Origin of the sequence: Segatella hominis, from assembly GCF_004535825.1 — a bacterium.
GTDB classification, from domain to species: Bacteria; Bacteroidota; Bacteroidia; order Bacteroidales; family Bacteroidaceae; genus Prevotella; species Prevotella hominis.
In genome coordinates, this window is the sequence record NZ_SGVY01000058.1 from 1 (window position 1) to 22,008 (window position 22,008).

At 43.3% G+C, this 22,008-nt stretch carries 15 protein-coding genes and 2 pseudogenes; 14 read left to right on the forward strand and 3 right to left on the reverse strand.

Features of this window, described 5'->3' with window-relative positions:
* The 4 genes and pseudogenes from EXN75_RS18055 to EXN75_RS14920 all read left to right on the forward strand — a co-directional run.
* Window positions 1–214, forward strand: a pseudogene (locus tag EXN75_RS18055) (transposase); the annotation flags it as partial.
* A gap of 156 nt (window positions 215–370) precedes the next feature.
* Window positions 371–1,819: pseudogene (gene rlmD / locus EXN75_RS14910) on the forward strand (23S rRNA (uracil(1939)-C(5))-methyltransferase RlmD); the annotation flags it as partial.
* A 179-nt stretch (window positions 1,820–1,998) separates the two neighbouring features.
* Entirely contained in the window at window positions 1,999–3,171 is a 1,173-nt protein-coding gene (locus EXN75_RS14915; protein WP_134844426.1) for a porin, read from the forward strand.
* 28 nt (window positions 3,172–3,199) lie between these two features.
* A complete protein-coding gene (locus tag EXN75_RS14920; protein WP_134844416.1) occupies window positions 3,200–3,424 on the forward strand; it encodes a hypothetical protein in 225 nt (74 codons plus the stop codon).
* A 102-nt stretch (window positions 3,425–3,526) separates the two neighbouring features.
* Here the strand turns inward: EXN75_RS14920 and EXN75_RS14925 are convergent, their stop codons facing one another.
* Window positions 3,527–4,807 (reverse strand): DUF3078 domain-containing protein, encoded by a 1,281-nt coding sequence (locus EXN75_RS14925; protein ID WP_134844417.1) that lies wholly within the window; start codon window positions 4,805–4,807, stop codon window positions 3,527–3,529.
* 148 nt (window positions 4,808–4,955) lie between these two features.
* Between EXN75_RS14925 and EXN75_RS14930 the strand changes: the two genes are divergently transcribed.
* From EXN75_RS14930 to EXN75_RS14950, 5 genes are all read left to right on the forward strand, one after another.
* A complete protein-coding gene (locus EXN75_RS14930; RefSeq protein ID WP_134844418.1) occupies window positions 4,956–6,560 on the forward strand; it encodes a CTP synthase in 1,605 nt (534 codons plus the stop codon).
* 20 nt (window positions 6,561–6,580) lie between these two features.
* Window positions 6,581–8,518: a membrane protein insertase YidC gene (gene yidC, locus EXN75_RS14935; protein ID WP_134844419.1), complete on the forward strand. Its 1,938-nt coding sequence runs from the start codon at window positions 6,581–6,583 to the stop codon at window positions 8,516–8,518.
* Between the two features lie 259 nt (window positions 8,519–8,777).
* On the forward strand, window positions 8,778–8,984 hold the full coding sequence (locus EXN75_RS14940) for a helix-turn-helix transcriptional regulator (RefSeq protein ID WP_022111675.1): 207 nt from the start codon (window positions 8,778–8,780) through the stop codon (window positions 8,982–8,984).
* Window positions 8,985–8,996: 12 nt separating this feature from the next.
* Entirely contained in the window at window positions 8,997–9,314 is a 318-nt protein-coding gene (locus EXN75_RS14945; RefSeq protein WP_134844420.1) for a HipA N-terminal domain-containing protein, read from the forward strand.
* Window positions 9,315–9,336: 22 nt separating this feature from the next.
* A complete protein-coding gene (locus tag EXN75_RS14950) occupies window positions 9,337–10,278 on the forward strand; it encodes a HipA domain-containing protein (RefSeq protein ID WP_134844421.1) in 942 nt (313 codons plus the stop codon).
* A 133-nt stretch (window positions 10,279–10,411) separates the two neighbouring features.
* Here the strand turns inward: EXN75_RS14950 and EXN75_RS14955 are convergent, their stop codons facing one another.
* A complete protein-coding gene (locus EXN75_RS14955) occupies window positions 10,412–11,875 on the reverse strand; it encodes a DUF1846 domain-containing protein (protein WP_134844422.1) in 1,464 nt (487 codons plus the stop codon).
* A gap of 128 nt (window positions 11,876–12,003) precedes the next feature.
* Between EXN75_RS14955 and EXN75_RS14960 the strand changes: the two genes are divergently transcribed.
* The 5 genes from EXN75_RS14960 (at window position 12,004) to EXN75_RS14980 (ending at window position 20,488) form a co-directional block, all read left to right on the forward strand.
* On the forward strand, window positions 12,004–12,372 hold the full coding sequence (locus EXN75_RS14960; RefSeq protein ID WP_118115860.1) for a DMT family protein: 369 nt from the start codon (window positions 12,004–12,006) through the stop codon (window positions 12,370–12,372).
* Window positions 12,373–12,488: 116 nt separating this feature from the next.
* Complete coding sequence (locus EXN75_RS14965) at window positions 12,489–13,772, forward strand: O-acetylhomoserine aminocarboxypropyltransferase/cysteine synthase family protein (RefSeq protein ID WP_134844423.1); 1,284 nt, start codon at window positions 12,489–12,491, stop codon at window positions 13,770–13,772.
* Window positions 13,773–14,069: 297 nt separating this feature from the next.
* Entirely contained in the window at window positions 14,070–15,845 is a 1,776-nt protein-coding gene (locus EXN75_RS14970) for an ATP-binding protein (protein ID WP_246031439.1), read from the forward strand.
* Between the two features lie 116 nt (window positions 15,846–15,961).
* Window positions 15,962–18,127: a S9 family peptidase gene (locus EXN75_RS14975; protein WP_134844424.1), complete on the forward strand. Its 2,166-nt coding sequence runs from the start codon at window positions 15,962–15,964 to the stop codon at window positions 18,125–18,127.
* Between the two features lie 93 nt (window positions 18,128–18,220).
* Window positions 18,221–20,488 (forward strand): S8 family serine peptidase, encoded by a 2,268-nt coding sequence (locus tag EXN75_RS14980; protein ID WP_134844425.1) that lies wholly within the window; start codon window positions 18,221–18,223, stop codon window positions 20,486–20,488.
* A gap of 456 nt (window positions 20,489–20,944) precedes the next feature.
* On the opposite strand, the gene EXN75_RS14985 is transcribed toward EXN75_RS14980, so the two are convergent.
* The gene (locus tag EXN75_RS14985) at window positions 20,945–21,307 is read right to left on the reverse strand and encodes a hypothetical protein (protein ID WP_022111683.1); all 363 of its coding nucleotides are present in this window, start codon (window positions 21,305–21,307) and stop codon (window positions 20,945–20,947) included.
* Window positions 21,308–22,008 lie beyond the last annotated feature (701 nt).

Sequence of the window (22,008 nt, forward strand, 5' to 3'; positions counted from 1 at the left end):
CCTCCGAAGGATGGTAATATTCCAGATTTCAACATTTCAAAGATCGATATTTGCCCTTTTCGGGCCTATCAGAGAAGCTTTCGGCTCTTTCATGGCAATTTCTCGAAAGATATTCACCAGCGGAGCCAATTGCTATGTTTCACTCAGAATGACCACACTGGTCATGCTGGATTCAAAATATGCCCCCTTTTTAAAGTGGGCTCATGATATATAGAAAAGAAGCACTTCTTTATCAAAAAAAACAGAGAATCGCTACCACAGATGATTCTTTTTCATTCCAGTTTTCAAACATCTTACAAATTACTTTGGAAAAATTTTCATTTTTTACAAAAAAGTAGTATCTTTGCACTCAAAAATTTAAATATCAATCATGGGAAGAAAACGTAAACCGTTACCATTCATAGAAAATGTTACCATCGAAGCTGTGGCTGCTGAAGGAAAATGCATCACACGCGTCGATGATCAAGTCATCTTCGTACCTTTCTGTGTACCTGGAGATGTGGTAGATTTACAAGTAGTTAAAAAGAAGCATAAATACTGCGAGGCGAAAGTTGTCAGATTCATCAAGAAGAGCGACGTTCGTCAGGAACCGATGTGCGAGCATTTCGGTATCTGCGGCGGTTGCAAATGGCAGAACCTGCCATACGAAGAGCAAATCAAGGCAAAGCAGAAACAGGTGGAAGACCAGCTCACCCGCATCGGCAAGATTGAGCTTCCTGAGTTCCGTCCTATCATGGGCAGCGTGAAGACACAGGAGTATCGTAACAAGATAGAATTTGGATGCAGCAACAAGCGATGGTTTACTGCAGAAGAACTCGCACAACTTCCTCAGAAAGAGGATGATACGGTATCTTCATTAAAGGAACGCCACGCACAGAATGCCATCGGCTTTCATATCACCGGGGCCTTCGACAAGATATATCCTATCAAGAAATGCTGGCTGATGGACGACCTCTGCAATGAGATTCGCAACTTCGTATTCGAGTATGCAGATTCTCACGACTATACTTTCTACGATTTGCGTGAGCAACATGGATTGTTGAGAGACATGATGATACGTAACTCCAACACAGGCGAATGGATGCTTGTATTCCAATTCCATTACGACGAAGAAGGTGACGAGCAGAGAGCGCAGGAATTGATGCAGCAAGTGGCTGACAGATTCCCGCAAATTACATCGCTCATGTATGTAAATAACCAGAAGGGCAACGATACCTTCAATGATTTGGAACTGAGTCTTTTCAAGGGCAACGACCATATCTTTGAATTGATGGAAGACCTGAAGTTCAAGGTAGGTCCTAAGAGTTTCTATCAGACCAATACCGAGCAGGCTTACCACCTCTACTGTGTAGCGCGTGAATTTGCCAATCTCACAGGCAACGAGCTGGTTTACGACCTCTATACCGGTACTGGAACCATTGCCAATTTCGTGGCACACAAGGCTAAAAAAGTGATCGGTATCGAATACGTGCCAGAAGCTATCGAGGATGCAAAGGTGAACTCTCAGGTAAACCAGATAGAAAACACATTATTCTATGCTGGAGACATGAAGGATATCCTGACCAATGATTTCATCAGACAGCATGGCCGTCCTGATGTCATCATCACCGACCCTCCACGTGCTGGTATGCATCCTGATGTCATCAATGTGATTCTGAATGCAGCACCAGGTCGCATCGTGTATGTAAGCTGCAATCCTGCCACACAGGCACGCGACCTCCAGCTGATGGACGATTACTACAAAGTGGCAGCGGTTCAGCCTGTGGATATGTTCCCTCACACTCCCCACGTAGAAAACGTAGTGCTTCTTGAAAAGCGCTGCGAAACGGAGATCAAGCAGAAATTGAAGGAACGCAAAGAACGCGAGAAGGCTGCTGCTGAAGCCAAAGCTGCCAAGGAAGCTGAGAAGCTCGCCCTCCAGGCAGCTCAAGCAGAGGACCTGACTGCAGAGGAACTCGCAGCTAAGAAATAAACCTTAAAACATAATAGAAAATGAAGATGAAGAATAGTATCATCATGGCGCTGATGACTATGGCGGTAACCACAGCGGGCGCGCAAGAGAAGAAAACCATCGAGTTGCCAGCATGGCTCAACAACGTCAAGTTGTCGGGCTATGGCATGACTCAATATCAGTATAGCGGACAGAAGGGAAAGGAATCCAATTCCTTCAACATCCGCATGGGACGTATCGCCCTTGAAGGACGTATCGCCAACGATTTCTACTGGAAAACGCAAATCCAGTTTAATGGCAACACTTCCGACCTGGGCAGCAGTCCAAGAATGGTAGATTTGTTTGCCGAATGGCAGAAATACAGTTATTTCAAGGTAAAAATTGGTCAGTTCAAGAATCCATTTACCTTTGAAAATCCGATGCACCCTATCGACCAGGGATTCATGGGATATTCCCAGAACGTAAGCAAGCTGGCTGGCTTTAGCGACCGCTCTGGCAAGCATGCATCCAACGGCCGTGATATCGGTCTGCAGTTGCAAGGCGATTTCCTCAAAAACGCTAATGGCCGCAACCTGCTGCACTATCAGATAGGTGTGTTCAACGGACAAGGCATCAATGCCAAGGACGTAGATAACCAGAAGAACGTGATCGGCGGCGTATGGGTAATGCCTGTGGCAGGAATGAGAATTGGTGCCTTCGGATGGACAGGTTCTTATGCGAGAAAGGGAGAGTGGCTGGAAACTGTAAAAGTACCAGCTGGAACGAATTTCGTCGAAGACAGAGAGATTGCTCAGTCTGGTGTTCGCAAACTCAGCCAGAACCGTTATGCTTTCTCATTCGAATACAAGACCAACGACTGGACCGTCCGTTCTGAATATATTCATTCTACAGGTATGGCGTTTGCTAAAAGCATAACCAATCATGGGGATGCAGCCTCTAAAGATTGCAATCTTAACAAAGAAATTGGCAATAAGGCACAGGGTGTATATGGTCTTGTCATCGCACCTATCGTGAGCAAGAAACTCTATGCAAAGGCTCGCTACGATATGTACGAGGCTAACGGCAAGACTGACATGATGAGAACCCAATACGAAGTCGGTCTGAACTATCATATCAACAAGAACTTCACCATTCTGTCAGAATATGCGTTTGTCAACGACCGCGCAAGCGCAGACCACAATTATTCTATGGCAGACGTGGAAGTTTGTTTCAGATTCTAATATATACTAAGCATAAGGAGAGATACTCATGGAAACAGAGGAAAGACATCATCACCACCATCACAGAGATGGAAGTGAACAAAGAAGTAGTGGACACAAGGAACATTACAGTCGCAGAGCAGGACACAATCGTCATACGAGATCACAGATTAGGAGAAGAATCATAGGAAGACTCCTATTCTCTTTTCTTTGTCTGATAGCTCTTGCCATCATTCTTTTCATCATTTATGACCATTATTTCGGGGCATTTTAAGGCATTTCATGAGATAAAAAGCTATTCATAAAAAAAAGCCAAGTCAGCAGTTCACAACAAGAATTCTGACTTGGCTTTTTTACATCAACTTGGCTATTTACATTAAAAAGAATAGGAGAAACCTACGGATGCATATTCCTTAAACTGCCAATAGCTCTCACCCTCCTTGCGCTTGGTGCCATCATCAAAACGAGGGTAAAGGAATATATTCGAAGAAATATACTTATTAAACTGGAAAGAGAAAGTATTCTCCCACTCCAACTCAGCACGCTCATAAGTAGTATATCCATAGAGGCGGGTCTTCCATCTCAGGTTTTCCGCCATCTGCCACGTAAAGTCAACCGTAAATTCAGAACCATAATCAACAAGCCCATGCTGTCCTTCTTCCAAACCATATCGGGTGGCAAGCGAACTGCGGCCCACATATTTCCAGTTAAGAGCCAAAGGAGCAATATGCGTGCTACCCTTCAGGCGATGATTGCACCAGTCGATGGAATAATCCATACCGACAGAAAGATTCAACTTGAAAGGTGACATGAAGTCTGAGTAAACAAACTTATCATTGCTACGAAGACCTTTCGTAAACTGAGTCTGCCCGATCAGCTGCAAGGTATAATACCATCTCTTGGTAGCTTGCAAACCAAACTTTCCGGTATAACGCAGCAAATCCTCAGAGGTCTTATATTTATGCAAGGTATCCCCCTTGGAAGTCTGGTAACCCAAGCGCATTTCCAACTTGTTTTCCCACTTCACCTTCTGCTTATTATTATAATTAGCCTGCATCGTGACACTACCCAACATCGAGTAGTTGCTCTCGCCACCTTTATACCAGTTATCACTCACATAATTCTGGAGGAACTGCAGGTAATAATCTCCCCTGATCGTCCAGAAATTAGGTTTCGCCACATAGATTTTCATCGGCGAAGCCTCTAATTCAATAGCCTTGGGAGCCACCTCCTCCACGATATCCACCTCCGTCTTTCTCGGAGCGCCCTCAGGAATAGGAGCACCAACCACATCCAGTCTGGACTCATTACTTCTCACAAGATCAGGACGGTTTAAGTAAATGAACATCAAAGACTTATCCAGCATACATTCAAGAGAATCAGAATAGCCAGCCGGATTCAATCTGAGAAAATGATTAGCAGGAGAATGATAAAAAGTAAGCGGGGTGAAAAGTCGGGAATAGCGGATATCTTTCGCAGCATAATAGCTGGAATCGATATGAGCACGAGCTGCAGATAAAGAATCCATATAATTCTTCACCCATTCAGCCGTTTCAGGTTCCAGCACCCCCTTGGTGTGCTTATGACTCTTTGGTTGTGCCCATGAAGAAAAACAAACCAAAAGAGCAGCCATCAATATATTAAATCTCAATTTCATAATCATTAAAAACTACACAATGATATAATTTAAGCGCAAAGGTAATAAATAATTCATAAAACAACGGCATTATTTGCAATAATTTTGGCTATTTCATAAATTTATAGTAACTTTGCACGCGATTATTCTAATTTAAAATATAAATATCGTGGCTGAAACTAAGTACATCTTCGTTACTGGTGGTGTGGTTTCTTCTTTGGGTAAAGGAATCATATCGTCTTCCATCGGTAAGCTTCTTCAAGCAAGAGGTTACAACATTACTATCCAAAAGTTTGACCCATACATCAACATCGACCCGGGTACACTGAACCCGTACGAGCATGGTGAGTGCTACGTGACAGTAGATGGTATGGAGACCGACCTGGACCTCGGACACTACGAGCGATTCACCGGTATTCAAACTACGAAAGCAAATTCTCTCACCACTGGTCGTATCTACAAGGCAGTCATTGACAAGGAACGTCGTGGCGATTATCTCGGAAAGACCATCCAGGTGGTGCCTCACATCACCGACGAGATCAAGCGCAATGTGAAGCTGCTCGGCAAGAAGTATCACTATGACTTTGTGATCACCGAGATAGGCGGAACCATCGGCGACATCGAAAGTGCTCCTTACATGGAAGCTATCAGACAGCTGAAATGGGAATTGGGCAAGAACGCCGTCAATGTGCACCTCACCTATGTGCCTTATCTGAAGGCTGCAGGGGAGTTGAAAACAAAACCGACCCAGCACTCCGTGAAAGAATTGCAAAGTGTAGGTATTCAGCCAGATATTCTGATCCTCCGCACAGAGAAACATCTCGAAGAGGGAATCATGAAAAAAGTAGCCAGCTTCTGTAATGTGGATCTGGACTGCGTGATACAAAGCGAAGACCTCGCCAGTATCTACGAAGTGCCTGTAAACATGCAGAACCAGGGTCTCGACACCGCCATTCTCCGAAAGATGGGTGAGCCTATCGGCGAAAAGCCTGCACTGGGTCCTTGGAGAACATTCCTCGACCGCAGAAGCAAGGCTACAGAGGTGGTAAACATCGGACTGGTAGGAAAGTACGACCTGCAGGATGCCTACAAGAGTATCCGCGAAAGTCTTTCACATGCCGGCACCTACAACGACCACAAGGTGAAGATTACATTCATCAATTCTGAATATCTCACAGAAGATAATGTGGCAGAGCAGTTGAAGGGTCAGGATGGCATCGTCATCTGTCCGGGATTCGGCCAGCGCGGCATTGAGGGCAAGATCATAGCAGCCCATTATACCCGCACCCACGACATTCCTACCTTCGGTATCTGCCTGGGTATGCAGATGATGGTCATCGAGTTTGCCCGTAACGTATTGGGCTACAAAGATGCCAATTCAAGAGAGATGGATGAAAAGACTCCACACAATGTCATCGACATCATGGAGGAACAGAAAAACATCTCCAACATGGGTGGAACCATGCGCCTCGGTGCATACGAATGTGTACTGAAACAAGGTTCCCGCGTCTTCTCTATATATAAAAAGGAGCACATTCAGGAGCGTCATCGCCATCGCTATGAATTCAACAATGAGTTCCAGAAGGAATACGAGAAGAACGGCATGATGTGCGTGGGACGCAACCCAGAGAGCGACTTGGTAGAAATCGTTGAAATACCAGGATTGAAATGGTATATCGGCACACAGTATCATCCAGAATACCAAAGTACCGTATTAAAACCTCATCCTCTGTTCATGGATTTCGTCAAGACGGCTATCTCAAACAAGAAATAATATAAATTTCTAAAATAACAATGAACAAGAACAACATTATTGGCTTTCTTCTCATTGCCTTAGTACTTATCGGATTCAGTTGGTATACACAGCCATCTGCAGAAGAGCAGAGAGCGGCTTTCGTACAGGATTCCATTGCCAAGGCTAAGCATGCTGAGATAGAAAAGGCCAGCAAGGCTGCCGCAGCCAAGCGCCAGGCAAATGCCAAGGCTAAGATTGAGGCAGACTCTACAGCCCTCTTCTATTCTGCTTTGAAGGGTCAGGAGAAGAAGATCGTTTTGAAAAATGAGAAAGTTGAATTAACCCTCAACACCAAGGGTGGTACTGTCGAGAAGGCAGTAATCAAGGGTTATGTAGGTCACAACATCCAGGTAAAGGACGGTTCTGCCGACCAGAAGGATGTTACGCTCTTCGATGGCAAAGACCAGAGTCTTAAGTTTATGCTTGAGGCAAAGGAAGCTAACATCATCACCAGCGACCTCTACTTCACTCCATCAAACGTTACGGATTCTACGGTTACCATGACGGCTATGGCTGGAGAAGGAAAGACGCTCTCCATGACTTATAAATTAGGTAAGGACTACATGCTCCACATGAGCTTTGCTGCTCAGGGTATGGAAGGTCTGTTCTCACCTAATTATAATAAGATGGACATCGACTGGAGTGATAAGGCACGCCAGCAGGAACGTGGTTTCATGTTCGAAAACCGCTACACCACGCTCACCTATCACAATGCAGAAGGTGGCACTGACTATCTCAATGAGGGAAGCGAGAAGATCGATGAGAAAATCGAAGAGACCACCGACTGGGTATCTTTCAAGAACCAGTTTTTCTCTGCCATCATCGTAGCTAAAGACAACTTCGATAAGGATGCCTTCATGACCTCTATCCCACAGGAGAAGGGTTCTGGCTATCTGAAGCAGTTCCAAGCTAAGATGAAAACTGCTTTTGACCCAACCGGCAAGAAAGCCTCTGAGTTTGAGTTCTACTTTGGTCCTAACGATTTCCAGATTCTCAAAAATACCGAGAAGGAAAGCACCTTCGGCAAAGACCTGGAGTTCCAGAGGCTCGTTTATCTGGGATGGCCTATCATCCGCTGGATCAACCGTTTCTTCACACTCTACGTGTTCGACTGGCTGAGCAAGGTATTCCCTATGGGCGTCGTACTGATTCTCATCACCTTGCTTCTGAAGCTCATCACCTACCCTATGGTGAAGAAGAGTTATATGAGTTCTGCCAAAATGCGCGTTCTGAAACCAAAGCTCGAAGCTGCTACTGCGCAGTATAACAAGCCTGAGGATCAGATGCAGAAACAACAGGCGATGATGGCTGAATATGCCAAGTATGGTGTGAGTCCATTGTCAGGCTGCTTGCCAATGTTGATTCAGATGCCAGTATGGATAGCGATGTTCAACTTCGTTCCTAATGCCATCCAGCTTCGTGGTGAGCATTTCCTCTGGATGAACGACTTGAGTACATACGACCCAATCTTTGAGTGGAACACCAACATCTGGATGATAGGTGACCACCTGAGTTTGACCTGTATTCTCTTCTGCGTAGCCAACCTGTTGTACTCATGGATGACCATGCGTCAGCAAAGAGACCAGATGGTAGGTCAGCAGGCTGAGCAGATGAAGATGATGCAGTGGATGATGTATCTCATGCCATTGATGTTCTTCTTCATGTTCAATGATTATTCATCAGGTTTGAACTTCTACTACTTCATCTCACTGTTCTTCAGTGCTGCCATTATGTGGACTCTGCGTAAGACCACCAACGACGAGAAGCTTCTCGCCATCTTGGAAAAGCGCTATCAGGAGAACAAGAGTAATCCAAAGAAGGCTAATGGCCTCATGGCAAGAATGCAGGCTCTCCAGGAGTTGCAGCGCCAGCAGCAGGAAGAGATGATGAGAAAGAAGGCTGAACTGAACGAGAAAAAGAATAATCTCGGAAAATAAAGTTTTATAGATAATAATTAAAGCGTAATGGATTATCTGGAAAAGGTGTTCGTTACGCTTTTTTTTTGATAGTTTACTAGACAATTGCCAGAATTGAAAAATATCATCGAAGATTTACTCAGTCAGTATTAATTGGCACATAACATTACCCCCGAAAAGGTATAATTTGTTAAATGATATTATAAATTATACCTTTTCGGGGGTATTTTCATTTTTTATTCGTATATTTGTCCCCGAAAGGGTATAAAACAAATAAAACATGAGCAATACATTATCATCATACGTCAAGGAAATGCGCAAGCAATTCGGATTGACACAAGTGGATTTAGCTGCTAAATCGGGGGTTGGATTGAGATTTGTACGCGAATTGGAACAGGGAAAAGAAACGCTGCGACTCGACAAAGTTAATCAGGTTCTCCTCCTCTTCGGCCAGGAAATCGGCCCCGTTCCTATCAAAAAAGAATAAAAATAGAATTTTATGAAACAAGGAAAGATTTATCTATACGACCAATACGTAGGTCTGCTGACGGAAGACGAAACTGGCTTCACCTTCGCTTACGATGCAGATTATCTGGCATCGAGTCAAGCCGAAGCCGTGAGCCTCACACTCCCGTTATCTGATGAGCCCTACCACGACACCGTTTTGTTTCCCTTCTTCGATGGGTTAATCCCCGAAGGATGGCTGCTGAATATCGCAGAAAGCAGTTGGAAAATCAACCAGCGGGATAGAATGTCGCTCCTCCTTGCCTGCTGCAAGGATTGTATCGGAGCCGTCAGCGTGATTCCGGTAGAATAAAAACTAGAAAGGAGAAAGAATTATGGAGAAATGTCTATATTGCTATAAACCGCTCAAGCCAGGTCAGATAGATTACCATCCCACTTGCGCCAAGAAACTCTTCGGTACCAAGGAAGCCCCTGTCCTACCCTATGTAAGAAAGGAAATCGGCGACCTGGCAAAAAAGGTTGTGCGCGCTCAGACCACTCTCACTGGTGTTCAGGCAAAACTCTCACTCGATGTGAATCCGGGTGGAAAGAACGAGCCGTCCCGTTTCACCATCGTCGGCCTTTGGGGTAAATACATCTTAAAGCCGCAAACCGACCGCTACCGCTGTCTTCCAGAAATAGAAGACCTCACGATGCATCTCGCCGAAGCTGCCAAGATAACTGTTGTTCCCCACGGACTGATAAGATTTGCTGATGGCGAACTCTGTTATATTACCCGAAGAATAGACAGACTGGATGATGGAACCAAGGTACCTATGGAGGATATGTGCCAACTATCAGAACGCCTTACGGAATACAAGTACAAAGGTTCCTATGAGCAGATAGCGAAACTCCTAAAGAAATATTCATCATTCTCGCAACTCGACCTCGTAAACTATTGGGAAGTTGTCATTTTCTCATGGATTACTGGCAATGCAGATATGCACCTCAAGAACTTCTCGCTCTACAATAACCGCAAGATGGGTTATGCACTTACTCCTGCCTACGACCTGCTCTGTACCAAGATCGTAATGCCCGAAGATACCGAGGAGCTCGCCCTGACACTGAACGGTAAGAAAAGAAAGATCCAAAAGTCTGCTTTCATCAAAGTGATGAAAGCATCGGGACTAAACGACAAGGTGATTGCCAACATCGCCAAGAAGTTCCGTCGTTCTATCGTGAAATGGATAGATCTGATAGAAGCCTCCTTCCTGCCGGAAAGCATGAAAAAAGAATATAAGAAACTGATTCTCAGCAGAGTAATGGCATTGAGATAAATTAAAGAATTTGAGACAAATTAAAGAAATAAAAACAAATAAAGGTGTATCAAAGTCTAACAAACTCTTTGATACACCTTTTTTATATCTTTATATAGCAAGATTGAGTAATCTTTATATCGTAAGATTGGGATTACTTCTTCAATACAGGCTCGCAAGTCAAGCCTACACCTAATTTTTTGAAGATACGCTGATCCACATCGCTCAGCATCACCGTGCAGTGAGCCTGACATCCACGAAGTTTAGGCAACTGCTCCAAAGCTTTTCGACAATTCTCATCATTCTCAGAGAGAACAGAGAGAGCTACAAGAACCTCATCTGTATGAAGACGAGGATTGCGACCGCCGAGATAACTGATCTTCGTATGCTGAATAGGCTCAATCATAGACTGAGGAATCAGTTTCAGATTGTGATCAATACCAGCCAGATGTTTCATGACATTCAACAACAAGGCGGCACTACAACCTAACAGCTCACTACTATGACCGCAGATGATGATACCATCCTCCAACTCAATAGCCGACGAAGTATGTCCCGTCTCCTTCTTATGATTCTTAGCAGCAACAGTCACCTTACGGTAATCTGTAGAAATCTTAGCCTGATTGAAAAGCATCTGTATCTTGGCAATTTCTTCCTCATTACAAGCACCCAGAGCCAACTTGTTGGTAGCAGCATAATAGCGACGAACGATTTCATTCTTCGAAGCCTCGCAGCAAGCCTCATCATCAGAAATACAGAAACCTACCATATTCACACCCATATCCGTAGGAGACTTGTATGGATCAGAACCATAGATCCCCTCGAAGAGAGCATTGAGTACAGGATAAATCTCAACATCACGATTATAGTTGATAGCAATCTTATTATATGCCTCCAGATGGAAAGGGTCAATCATGTTGACATCATTGAGATCGGCAGTAGCTGCCTCGTATGCAATATTCACCGGATGCTTCAATGGAAGATTCCAAACTGGGAAAGTTTCAAACTTGGCATATCCTGCACGCACACCACGCTTGTTCTCATTATACAACTGGCTGAGGCAAACAGCCATTTTTCCACTACCAGGACCAGGAGCTGTCACGATAACCAGAGGGCGCTCAGTTTCTACATAATCATTCTTTCCGAAACCGTCATCAGAAGCAATCAGGTTGACATCATGAGGATAGCCCTCGATGAGATAATGACAGTAGGTTTTGATACCATCACGTTCCAAGCGCTGCTTGAAAGCTGTAGCAGCAGGCTGACCGTTGTAATGAGTAATCACAACAGAACCCACCATAAAACCACGGTTTTGGAACTCGCCACGAAGACGGAGAACATCCTCATCATAAGTGATACCCAAGTCGGCACGCTTTTTATTCTTCTCAATGTCTGCAGCACTAATCACGATAACAATTTCAATGCTATCGCTGATTTTCTGAAACATACGGAGCTTACTATCTGGCTGGAAACCAGGCAATACGCGACTTGCATGATGGTCATCGAAAAGCTTTCCGCCTAATTCCAGATAGAGCTTTCCGTCAAACTGTGAGATTCTATCCTTGATATGCTCGGATTGAATCTTCAGATACTTCTCGTTATCGAATCCTATCTTCATATTCTTTTTACTGATATAACTAATTCTCTATTGATTGAACAAATCGAGTGCAAAAGTACAAAAAACTATCGAAATATCAAAAAAAAATTGTACCTTTGCACACAAAAAAGTAAAAAACAACAAGAATGATGAACGGAATTTATACAATTCTTCTATTGGTATTGAGCAACATATTCATGACGCTGGCATGGTATGGGCATCTCAAACTTCAGCAGACAGGTATAAGTAGCCATTGGCCACTCATTGGAGTTATCGCCTTCAGTTGGGCCATAGCCTTCTTTGAATATTGCTGTCAGGTACCCGCCAACCGTATCGGTTTTGTAGATAACGGAGGCCCTTTCAACCTCGTACAGCTCAAGGTCATACAGGAATGCGTTTCTCTCATCATCTTTGCAATCATCGCTAATATCCTCTTTCAGGGACAAGGTCTGCACTGGAATCATGCTGCTGCATTTATCTGTCTCATCGCTGCAGTTTATTTTGTATTCATGAAATAGAATAATCCACAGATTATCAAGGTATTACAAGATATCTATTAAAGGAATGCAAAGAGGATAATGAGCGTCATTGAGAATGTAAATATAGAAATACAACATTAAAAATATAACCGACAATGGAAAAGAAATTACGTACAGCTTCCATCTGTGTACAGGGAGGCTATCAGCCAAAGAATGGTGAGCCTATTGAAGTGCCTATCATTCAGAGTACAACATTTAAGTATGACAATTCTGAAGAGATGGCTATGCTCTTCGATCTTAAGAAAGAAGGATATTTCTATACCCGTCTCCAGAACCCTACCAATGATGCTGTAGCGCAGAAAATAGCACAGCTTGAAGGTGGCGTGGGTGCTGTGCTGACAAGTAGTGGTCAGGCTGCCAACTTCTATGCCGTTTTCAATATCTGCGAAGCTGGCGACCATATCGTGACTTCCAATGAGATTTATGGTGGCACCTTCAATCTCTTCGGTGTAACACTCAAGAAACTCGGCATAGAATGTACATTCGTCAATCCTAACGATAGCGAGGAAGAAATCCAGAAAGCATTCCGTCCTAACACCAAGGTTGTCTTCGGCGAAACCATCAGCAACCCTGGATGTGCCGTTCTGGATATCGAGAAGTTTGCCCGCATCGCCCACAAAAATGGTGTTCCACTGATTGTTGACAATACTTTTGCCACTCCTATCAATTGCCGTCCTTTTGAATGGGGAGCTGACATCGTAACTCATTCTACCACCAAGTATATGGATGGAACTGCATCTCAGGTGGGTGGTGTAGTAGTAGATAGTGGTAACTTCGACTGGATGGCGAATGCTGAAAAGTTCCCTGGTCTTTGCACACCAGATGACAGCTATCACGGTTTGACATACGTGAAAGCATTTGGCAAGATGGGTTATACCACTAAACTTGTAGCTCAACTGATGCGCGATCTCGGTAGTATCCCTGCCCCAATGAACTCATTCATCCTCAACTTAGGTTTGCAGAGTCTGCATCTGCGTATGCGCCAGCACTGTGAGAATGCTCAAAAGGTGGCAGAATTCCTGCACAACGACCCTCGCGTAGCTTGGGTTCATTACAGTGGACTGAAAGACGATACCTATTACGAACTTGCTCAGAAATACATGCCAAATGGTACCTGCGGTGTCATCGCCTTTGGTTTGAAGGGTGACCGTGAAACAGCTATCAAGTTCATGGATTCGCTCGATATGATCAACATCGTGACTCACGTAGCGGATGCCCGCACCTGCGTACTTCATCCTGCCAGCCATACCCACCGCCAATTGACAGATGAGCAGTTGAAAGAAGCTGGCGTAGCTCCAGACTTGATCCGTCTCTCAGTAGGTATTGAAGATGTGGAGGATATTCTGGATGATATCAAGCAGGCTTTAGACAAGATATAATATAAGCACACCCTATAATGTTGCTTAATTCATAAGACAGAAAAACATTTCCTATGAGGTTTCGATGAAAAAGAAACTCTTGGTCTTTTTCAACGTTCTGTCCTATCTATGATAGCCCTTGACGGCTCATGGGAGATTGTCCGTGGATAGACAATCTCTCATGAGCCACTTTTCTTTGCACAAAAGTACAAAGAAAAGTGAACATGGTAAAATGTTTAACATATCTTTTGAAGAGTTTCTTGTTCTTTCGGAAAATTATCCTTATTTTTGCAGAACAATATAAAAAGGTGTAAAAATATGGTAGAGAATCAATCAACGAGCATTCGAAAATATCCCAAGCGCATCCCTTACGGCATGATGAACTTCAAAGCCGTCATCGAGGATGACTGCTACTATGTCGACAAGACTCCATTCGTGGAGAAAATTGAAAGAGCCAACAAGTTCTTCTTCTACATCCGGCCTCGCCGATTCGGCAAGAGCCTTACTCTCTCCATGCTTGAGCATTACTACGATATCAATCGAGCAAACATCTTCGACAAGCTCTTCGGGCATCTCTACATCGGTCAACATCCCACACCCGAGCACAACAAATATCTTGTCATCAAGCTCAACTTTTCAATAGTAAATGCAGAACTAAATGACTATAAAAAGGGATTAGATGACCATTGTCGTATAGCCTTTAATTTTTTCTGCGATGTATATGCGCAATATTTGCCGAAAGGCATCAAAGAAGGTATGAACCAACTGGATGGTGCGGTCAAGCAACTGAACTTTCTGTGTCGTGAATGCGAGAAGACCAATGCCAAGGTGTTCCTCTTCATTGACGAATACGACCATTTCACCAACAAGATTCTTGCTGAGCCCAACTGTCTGGACAAATATCGCAAAGAGACTCATGGCGAGGGATACTTGCGCACTTTCTTCGACACGATCAAGGCTGGTACAGATTCTACCATTGCCCGTGTATTTGTGACAGGAGTCAGCCCTGTCACATTAGACGACCTGACCAGTGGATTCAACATCGGCACCAACTACACTCTGAGTGCCCAATTCAATGAACTGACGGGATTCACGGAGAAAGAAGTGCGTGACATGCTCGAATACTACTCCACCCAATACGAGTTCAACCATACCATCGATGAGTTGATAACCATCATGAAGCCATGGTACGACAACTATTGCTTTGCACTCAAGAAGTACGGCAAAGTGACGATGTACAACTCCAACATGGTACTTTACTTCATCGACAATTATGTGAACAATGATTGTGAGGTGCCCGACCACATGATAGACGAAAACATCCGTACCGACTACAACAAGCTCCGCATGCTCATCCGCAGAGACAAGGAGTTTGCCCACGATGCCTCTATCATCCAGCAACTGGTGCAGCAAGGTTACATCACAGGCGAACTCAAGTCGGGATTTCCTGCCGAGCTGATAGGCAATCCCGACAATTTCGTCAGCCTATTGTTTTACTTCGGAATGGTCACCACCGACGGAACATACAAAGGAAAGACCAAATTTATTATTCCAAACGAGGTTGTACGCGAGCAGCTATTTACTTATCTGCTCGATACCTACAAAGAAAACGACCTTTCATTCGACAGCTACGAAAAGAATGAGTTGGCAAGCAATCTTGCTTATGATGGAAAATGGAAGGCATACTTCCAGTACATTGCCGATAGCCTGCATAAATACGCCTCCCAACGAGACCATCAGAAAGGGGAGTATTTTGTGCATGGCTTCACGCTTGCTATGACTTGCCAAAATCAGTACTATCGTCCTATCTCCGAAAAAGATACTCAGGAAGGATATGCTGACATATTCCTATGTCCGCTGCTCGACATCTATAGCGACATGACCCACTCTTATATTGTGGAACTCAAGTACGCCAAATCGAAAGATACTGACGCACACATCCAACAGCTTTTCAAAGAAGCCGAGGTTCAAGTGAACCGCTACGCTCAAAGCGAAGTGGTCACTTCCGCCGTGAAGACCACCCAACTTCACAAGATTGTCGTCATTTACAGAGGTACTGAGATGGTGGTGTGCGAAGAAGTTAATAATCAATAACTCCCATTTACATTTTCTCTCTTCACCCAGCCATATTCAAATAGGAATAAGCGCTATTCGAGTTGAGAACAAACGCTATTGTTGTTAAGAAAAAAACTCAAATAAAATTAAATACAATGATTAAAGCAATGATTTTAGCTGCAGCTGCACTCACGATGAGTACCACTACAGTTGATGCACAAACTATGATTCAAAAGAATGAGATCAAGGTAGAAAACCACCTGATGACTCCTGAGGCTCTCTGGGCTATGGGACGTATCGGTGGCGCCGAAGCTTCGCCTAACGGCAAGCAGGTGGTGTACCAGGTAGGTTATTACAGTGTGAAGGAAAACAAGGGTCATCAGATGCTCTTCATCATGGATGCCAACGGTAAGAACCAAAAAGCACTCACCACTGATGCCAAAAGCGAAAGTGATGCTGCCTGGATAGCCGGTGGACAAAAGATTGCTTTTCTCCGGGAGGGACAGCTCTGGAGCATGAACCCAGACGGAACCGACCGCAAGCAGTTGACCAACGATAAGTTAGGCATCGAGGGATTCAAATTCTCTCCAGACGGTAAGAAGGTCATCCTCATCAAGGAGTTGCCTTATCATGGCACCATCAAGGAGAATCCTTCAGACCTGCCACTCGCCACTGGTCGTCTGGTAACAGACATGAACTATCGCCACTGGGATCACTACGTGGAGAGCATATTGCACCCTTTTGTTGCTGATGTCACAGAAAACGGCACCATCAACGAGGGAGAAGATATTCTGAAAGGTGAACCATTCGAATGTCCTATGGCACCATTCGGCGGTATCGAGCAGTTGGCCTGGAGCCCTGATTCAAAGACTATCGCCTATACCTGTCGCAAGAAAGAGGGCGTGCAGTATGCCATCTCTACAGACTCAGACATCTACTTATATAATATAGGTACGCGCGAGACCAAGAATCTCTGCAAGGAGGCTGGTTATGTAGAGCCAAAGATTGATGCAACCAAGAGCATGAAGAATCAGGCTGTCAATGCTCCTGAAAATCTGAAAAACAATCCTGGTTACGATACCAATCCACAATTCTCTGCTGATGGTAAGTACATCGCATGGCAAAGCATGGCACGCAATGGTTATGAAAGCGACCGCAACCGTCTTTGTGTTTACGAACTGGCTACGGGTAAGAAAAATTATGTATCAGACAAGTTTGACTCCAACGTAGAAGGATTCGTATGGAACAAGGACAACAAGAGCCTTACTTTCATCGGTGTTTGGCACGGAACCCTGAATCTCTATCAGGCCAACTTCAAGGGCGAAGTTAAACAGATCACCAACGACTGGGCTGATTATGGTAGCGTAGCTTTGGCAAATAATGGCAACAAGATTCTCGCTACCCGTGCAAGCATGAGTCATCCTACCGATATCTATATCGTTACCCCTGGTAAGGATGCCAAAGGTACTAAGGTAGAACAGATTTCTCACGAGAACGACCATATTCTGAACCAGTTGAACCTCGGAAAGTGCGAACAGCGTTGGGTAAAGACTACAGATGGTAAGCAGATGTTGGTATGGATTATGTTGCCATCCAATTTTGATGCTACCAAGAAATACCCTACCCTTCTCTTCTGCGAAGGCGGTCCTCAGAGCCCTGTAAGTCAATTCTGGAGCTATCGCTGGAATATTCAGATCATGGCTGCCAACGGTTATGTAGTGGTATTGCCTAATCGCCGTGGTCTTCCAGGTTTCGGTAGTGAATGGAACGAGGAAGTCTCTGGCGACTGGACCGGTCAGTGTATGAACGACTATCTCTCTGCTATCGATGATGCAGCAGCCAATCTGCCATACGTAGATAAGGATCGCTTAGGTTGCGTCGGTGCAAGTTTCGGTGGTTTCTCTGTTTACTATCTCGCCGGCCATCACAACAAGCGTTTCAAGGCATTCCTGGCTCACGATGGTGCTTTCAACTTGGAAAGCATGTACACAGACACAGAGGAGGCATGGTTCTCTAACTGGGAATATGAGGATGCTTATTGGAATAAGGACCTGAGTGGAAATGCCAAGAAGACTTACGAGAACAGTCCTCACAAGTTTGTTGATAAATGGGATACTCCTATCCTCTGTATTCATGGAGAGAAAGACTATCGCATCAATGCCAATCAAGGTATGGGAGCTTTCAACGCTGCCCGTATGCGCGGTATTCCTGCAGAACTTCTCATCTATCCTGACGAGAATCACTGGGTTTTGAAACCACAGAATGGTATTCTTTGGCAGAGAACATTCTTCAACTGGCTTGATAAATGGTTAAAGAAATAAATCCTTTAGTTTTTTAAAAGCTAAAATCTCAAAAAAAACAGGGAATCCTCTTTCACGGGGATTCCTTTTCTTCTTAATCACAATCTTACTTGTATGAAAAAGCTATTACTATATTTGACCTTGACTATATTCTTCGGACTTGGAGCCTATGCCCAAAGAGCATGTCTATCCAAACTTTCTCCTATGCTCCGACACTATGTTTTGGAGGAACGCGAGAAAGAAAAACAAACCGTCAATCTTGCCAAAATACATGATGTCAAAGCAAAGAAAACAATAACAGGCATCCCCTCTCCCATGACTACTGCTTTTATCAAAGTGTCGGGAGATGGAAAAAAAGTGCTACACCAGCATGGTGGCAAGGTTTGGGCCAGATATGGTAATATATACATCGCTACGATTCCGCTGAACTCTGTATCCCGTCTATCATCATTACCAGAGATACAACGCATCGAAGCCAACATGAATCCTAAATGTACTTTAGATTCTGTCATCATTCAGACCAATGCTTTACCCGTATATGAAGGTAGGAATTTGCCACAGGTCTATACAGGAAAAGGCGTAGTAATGGGCATTATGGATATCGGTTTCGACTTTACAAACCCGAATTTCTACAACCCACAGATGACAGATTATCGCATCAAGGCTTTTTGGGATCAGATATCTTCAGACACCTTACAGAGTACATTGCCTGTAGGCCGCGAATATATCGGAAAAGAACATCTGCTTGCATTAGGATGTTCGAAAGATGGATATGATAATTCACATGGTACACATACCTTGGGAATAGCAGCAGGAAGCGGATGTGAAGGAGTGGCTTCAGATATTCCTGGCAAATACCACGGCATGGCATACGAAAGCGATATTTGTCTGGTAGCAAATGCGACATCCGAAAATGCTGCATTGATTGATTCTTCCCAAACTTATAAATTTACTTATGCCATGGATGCCTTAGGATTCAAGTATATCTTCGATTATGCGGATCAGGTAGGTAAACCATGCGTCATCTCATTTAGCGAAGGAGCTGGACAGGATTTTGATGGAACAGACTTGCTATATGGCGAGATTTTAGATAGTCTGACCCGCATTCCCGGTCATGTATTGGTATCTTCAGCCGGCAACAATGGTCAACAATATTACTATATGCATAAGCCAATGGAAAAAGAAAGTGCGGGCTGTTTTGTGAATAGTGCCAAACCATACGTCTATCACATCGCCAAATCATCTCAGCCATTTACTTTGCGCACCACCATTTATGAAGAAAGAACGCATCCTCATAACTTTGATGTGAATACCGAAAAGATTTTAGCTACTGCCGACTCTACCCTGATTGACACAGTAGAGGTGGCTGGAAAAAGGTATGTCATGATGATGGGGGCATACCCTTCCTGTTATCAGAAAGAAGAAATATGCTATGACTGGATGGTGAAAGCCTTAGACGAAAAAAATGTGGGTTTAACCAACTATATGGCTTATCAGGTAATGGGCAAAGACGCAGACGTTCAAGTATATCATGGTTCGGGCAATATGTATATCTGCTCTGTAGATCCGTCACTTGCAGACTGCGAGAAGTCGCATAGCATCAATTCCCCTTCATCTTACCCGAGTGTGATCTGCGTAGGTGCCACCATCAACCATACTGGCTATACGGATATAGAGGGAAAATATAAGCAGTCTGAAACACTGCCCATCGGAACACTTGGAGCCTATTCGTCAATAGGACCAACCTTCGATGAACGAATCAAACCAGATGTAATTGCACCGGGCAGTTCGGTCATTTCATCCTATAACTCATTCTATGAAGTATGTCATCCCGACAACTGGGACAGGGACACCCGCATTTCCAGTTATACCTATCAGGGAAGAAATTATTTTTGGCATTCCAATAGTGGTACCTCTATGGCTTCTCCGGTTGTGGGCGGAGCAATTGCCCTATGGTTAGAAGCCAATCCGAGTCTAAACAGTCAGGATGTTTTGGATATTATCAAGAAGACGAGCATTCCTTTAGACAAAGAACAAGATATACCCAACAACCACTGGGGTTACGGAAAACTGGATGTTTACCGAGGACTATTGGCTGCTTTGAACCTGGACGGAATATCAGATATCAGTACTTATCTACCTCAAAAAGCTCAAATCGGTATGGACAGGAACAAGATATGCATCAATCTCACAGAAAAAGCCACACAAGATTTTAGGGTTTCTGTCTATAACTTATCTGGAATAAGAATGAAAGTGGAAAAGATGCAATCAGGAGAAATGGAATATCTATGTGACATATCAGAATTGCCTACGGGCATCTATATCATACAACTATCTGGTTATCAAGCTATTCAAGGATCATCGCTGATACGAAAAAAGTAATTTTCAACCATCATTATAAATAGGTATTTGGATAAAACCCCCATTTTTAGGTATTGCAGCAATCAAAAAAACTTCGTACCTTTGCAATCGTTAAAAGCAGAGGCTTAACCTATAAGTGATAATGTTTCATGCAGATGAATGATTGAACCTTATAGCTGATTTGAAACTTTTAGATGGATTAGTTAAGTTAGATAATAAAAATATCGAATCTTGTTCGCTAATTAAATAAAATTCATAATGTTTTTGTATAATAAGCAAGAGGGAGTCCGTGAGGATTCCCTTTTTTGTTTTCTATTGAGATCTATCAAGTTTGAATATAATCAATTTGAAAACAATTAGATTGGAAACAATCATTTTGAAGACAAAAAAAACTGTGTGCCAAAAAGCTGACACACAGTTTCTCAAAATTATCTCTCTCTCTTATTATAATATTTTCTTCTTTTGTTTCAAGAATCATTACTTGATGAGACCACGATTCTTGAGAGTTGCATTGAGCAACATCAAATACTTGCGATACTGCTTCTCAGAAAGAATAGTATGCATGTATTTCAAATCCTTATTAATAGCCTTACCTACCATTGCATCACGCTCCTCAGCTGGAGCAATAGCAGCATTCATCATCTCTGCAGTGAAGTTCTTATGAACATCTGCTACAGCCTCAACCTGATCAATGTTAAGAGACAAAGCATCTGCCAAAGGACCCATCTTGATATTCATGTTGTAAGCAGCTGTTGCTGCTGTTGCACTTGCGTTCTCATCTGCTGCAAAAGTAGTTGTCATACTCAACAATGCTACTGCCAAAACTACTAACTTTTTCATAATCTTTTTACCTTTCTTTACTTTGTGAGCCTACCAATTGTGTTAATGATTGGCATTTCCTTACCCGAAGGATTAGCTCGTTTTACATTATCCTAAATTTTTTGTCTTTTTCTTTTTGACGATGCAAAGATACGAACTTTCCACTGTGCTCGCAAACATTTTATTAAAAAAGTTGCCAAAACCCTTTCTTTTTTGATTTAAGTCAAAGAACCATCCTCTTTTTTCTAACATATCGTAGCTTTTATTACACTTTTTATTTAAATATGTAAGAAAACAGTATATCTATACAGAATCTTAAAAATAAAGCCTTTTTTATTGTGTTTATAAAATTAGAAACAAAAAATATGGAGTGACTACTATTTCAGTTTTATGAAATTGATAGTGACTACCTTTTTAGTTTATAAAGTAAAAAAGAGTCTACTGAAATCAGGAAAAGTCACCCAAGCCGTGGGGCATCTATGCCCAAAGCTTGGGGAGTCAATGCCCAAGCCGTGGGGACACGATGCCCAAGCGGTGGGGACACAATGCCCAAGGCTTGGGCAAACCTTGCTCATTCGTATATCTGTGGATTAACTGTAGTTTCCTATATTTAGTTGACTACATAGTTTCTTATTCCTATTGTAAGTTGACAATTATTTTCTCTATTCCTAATTCTACTTGTCAATCTTCTATCTTATTCCTAGTTAGTATTTACATACTTC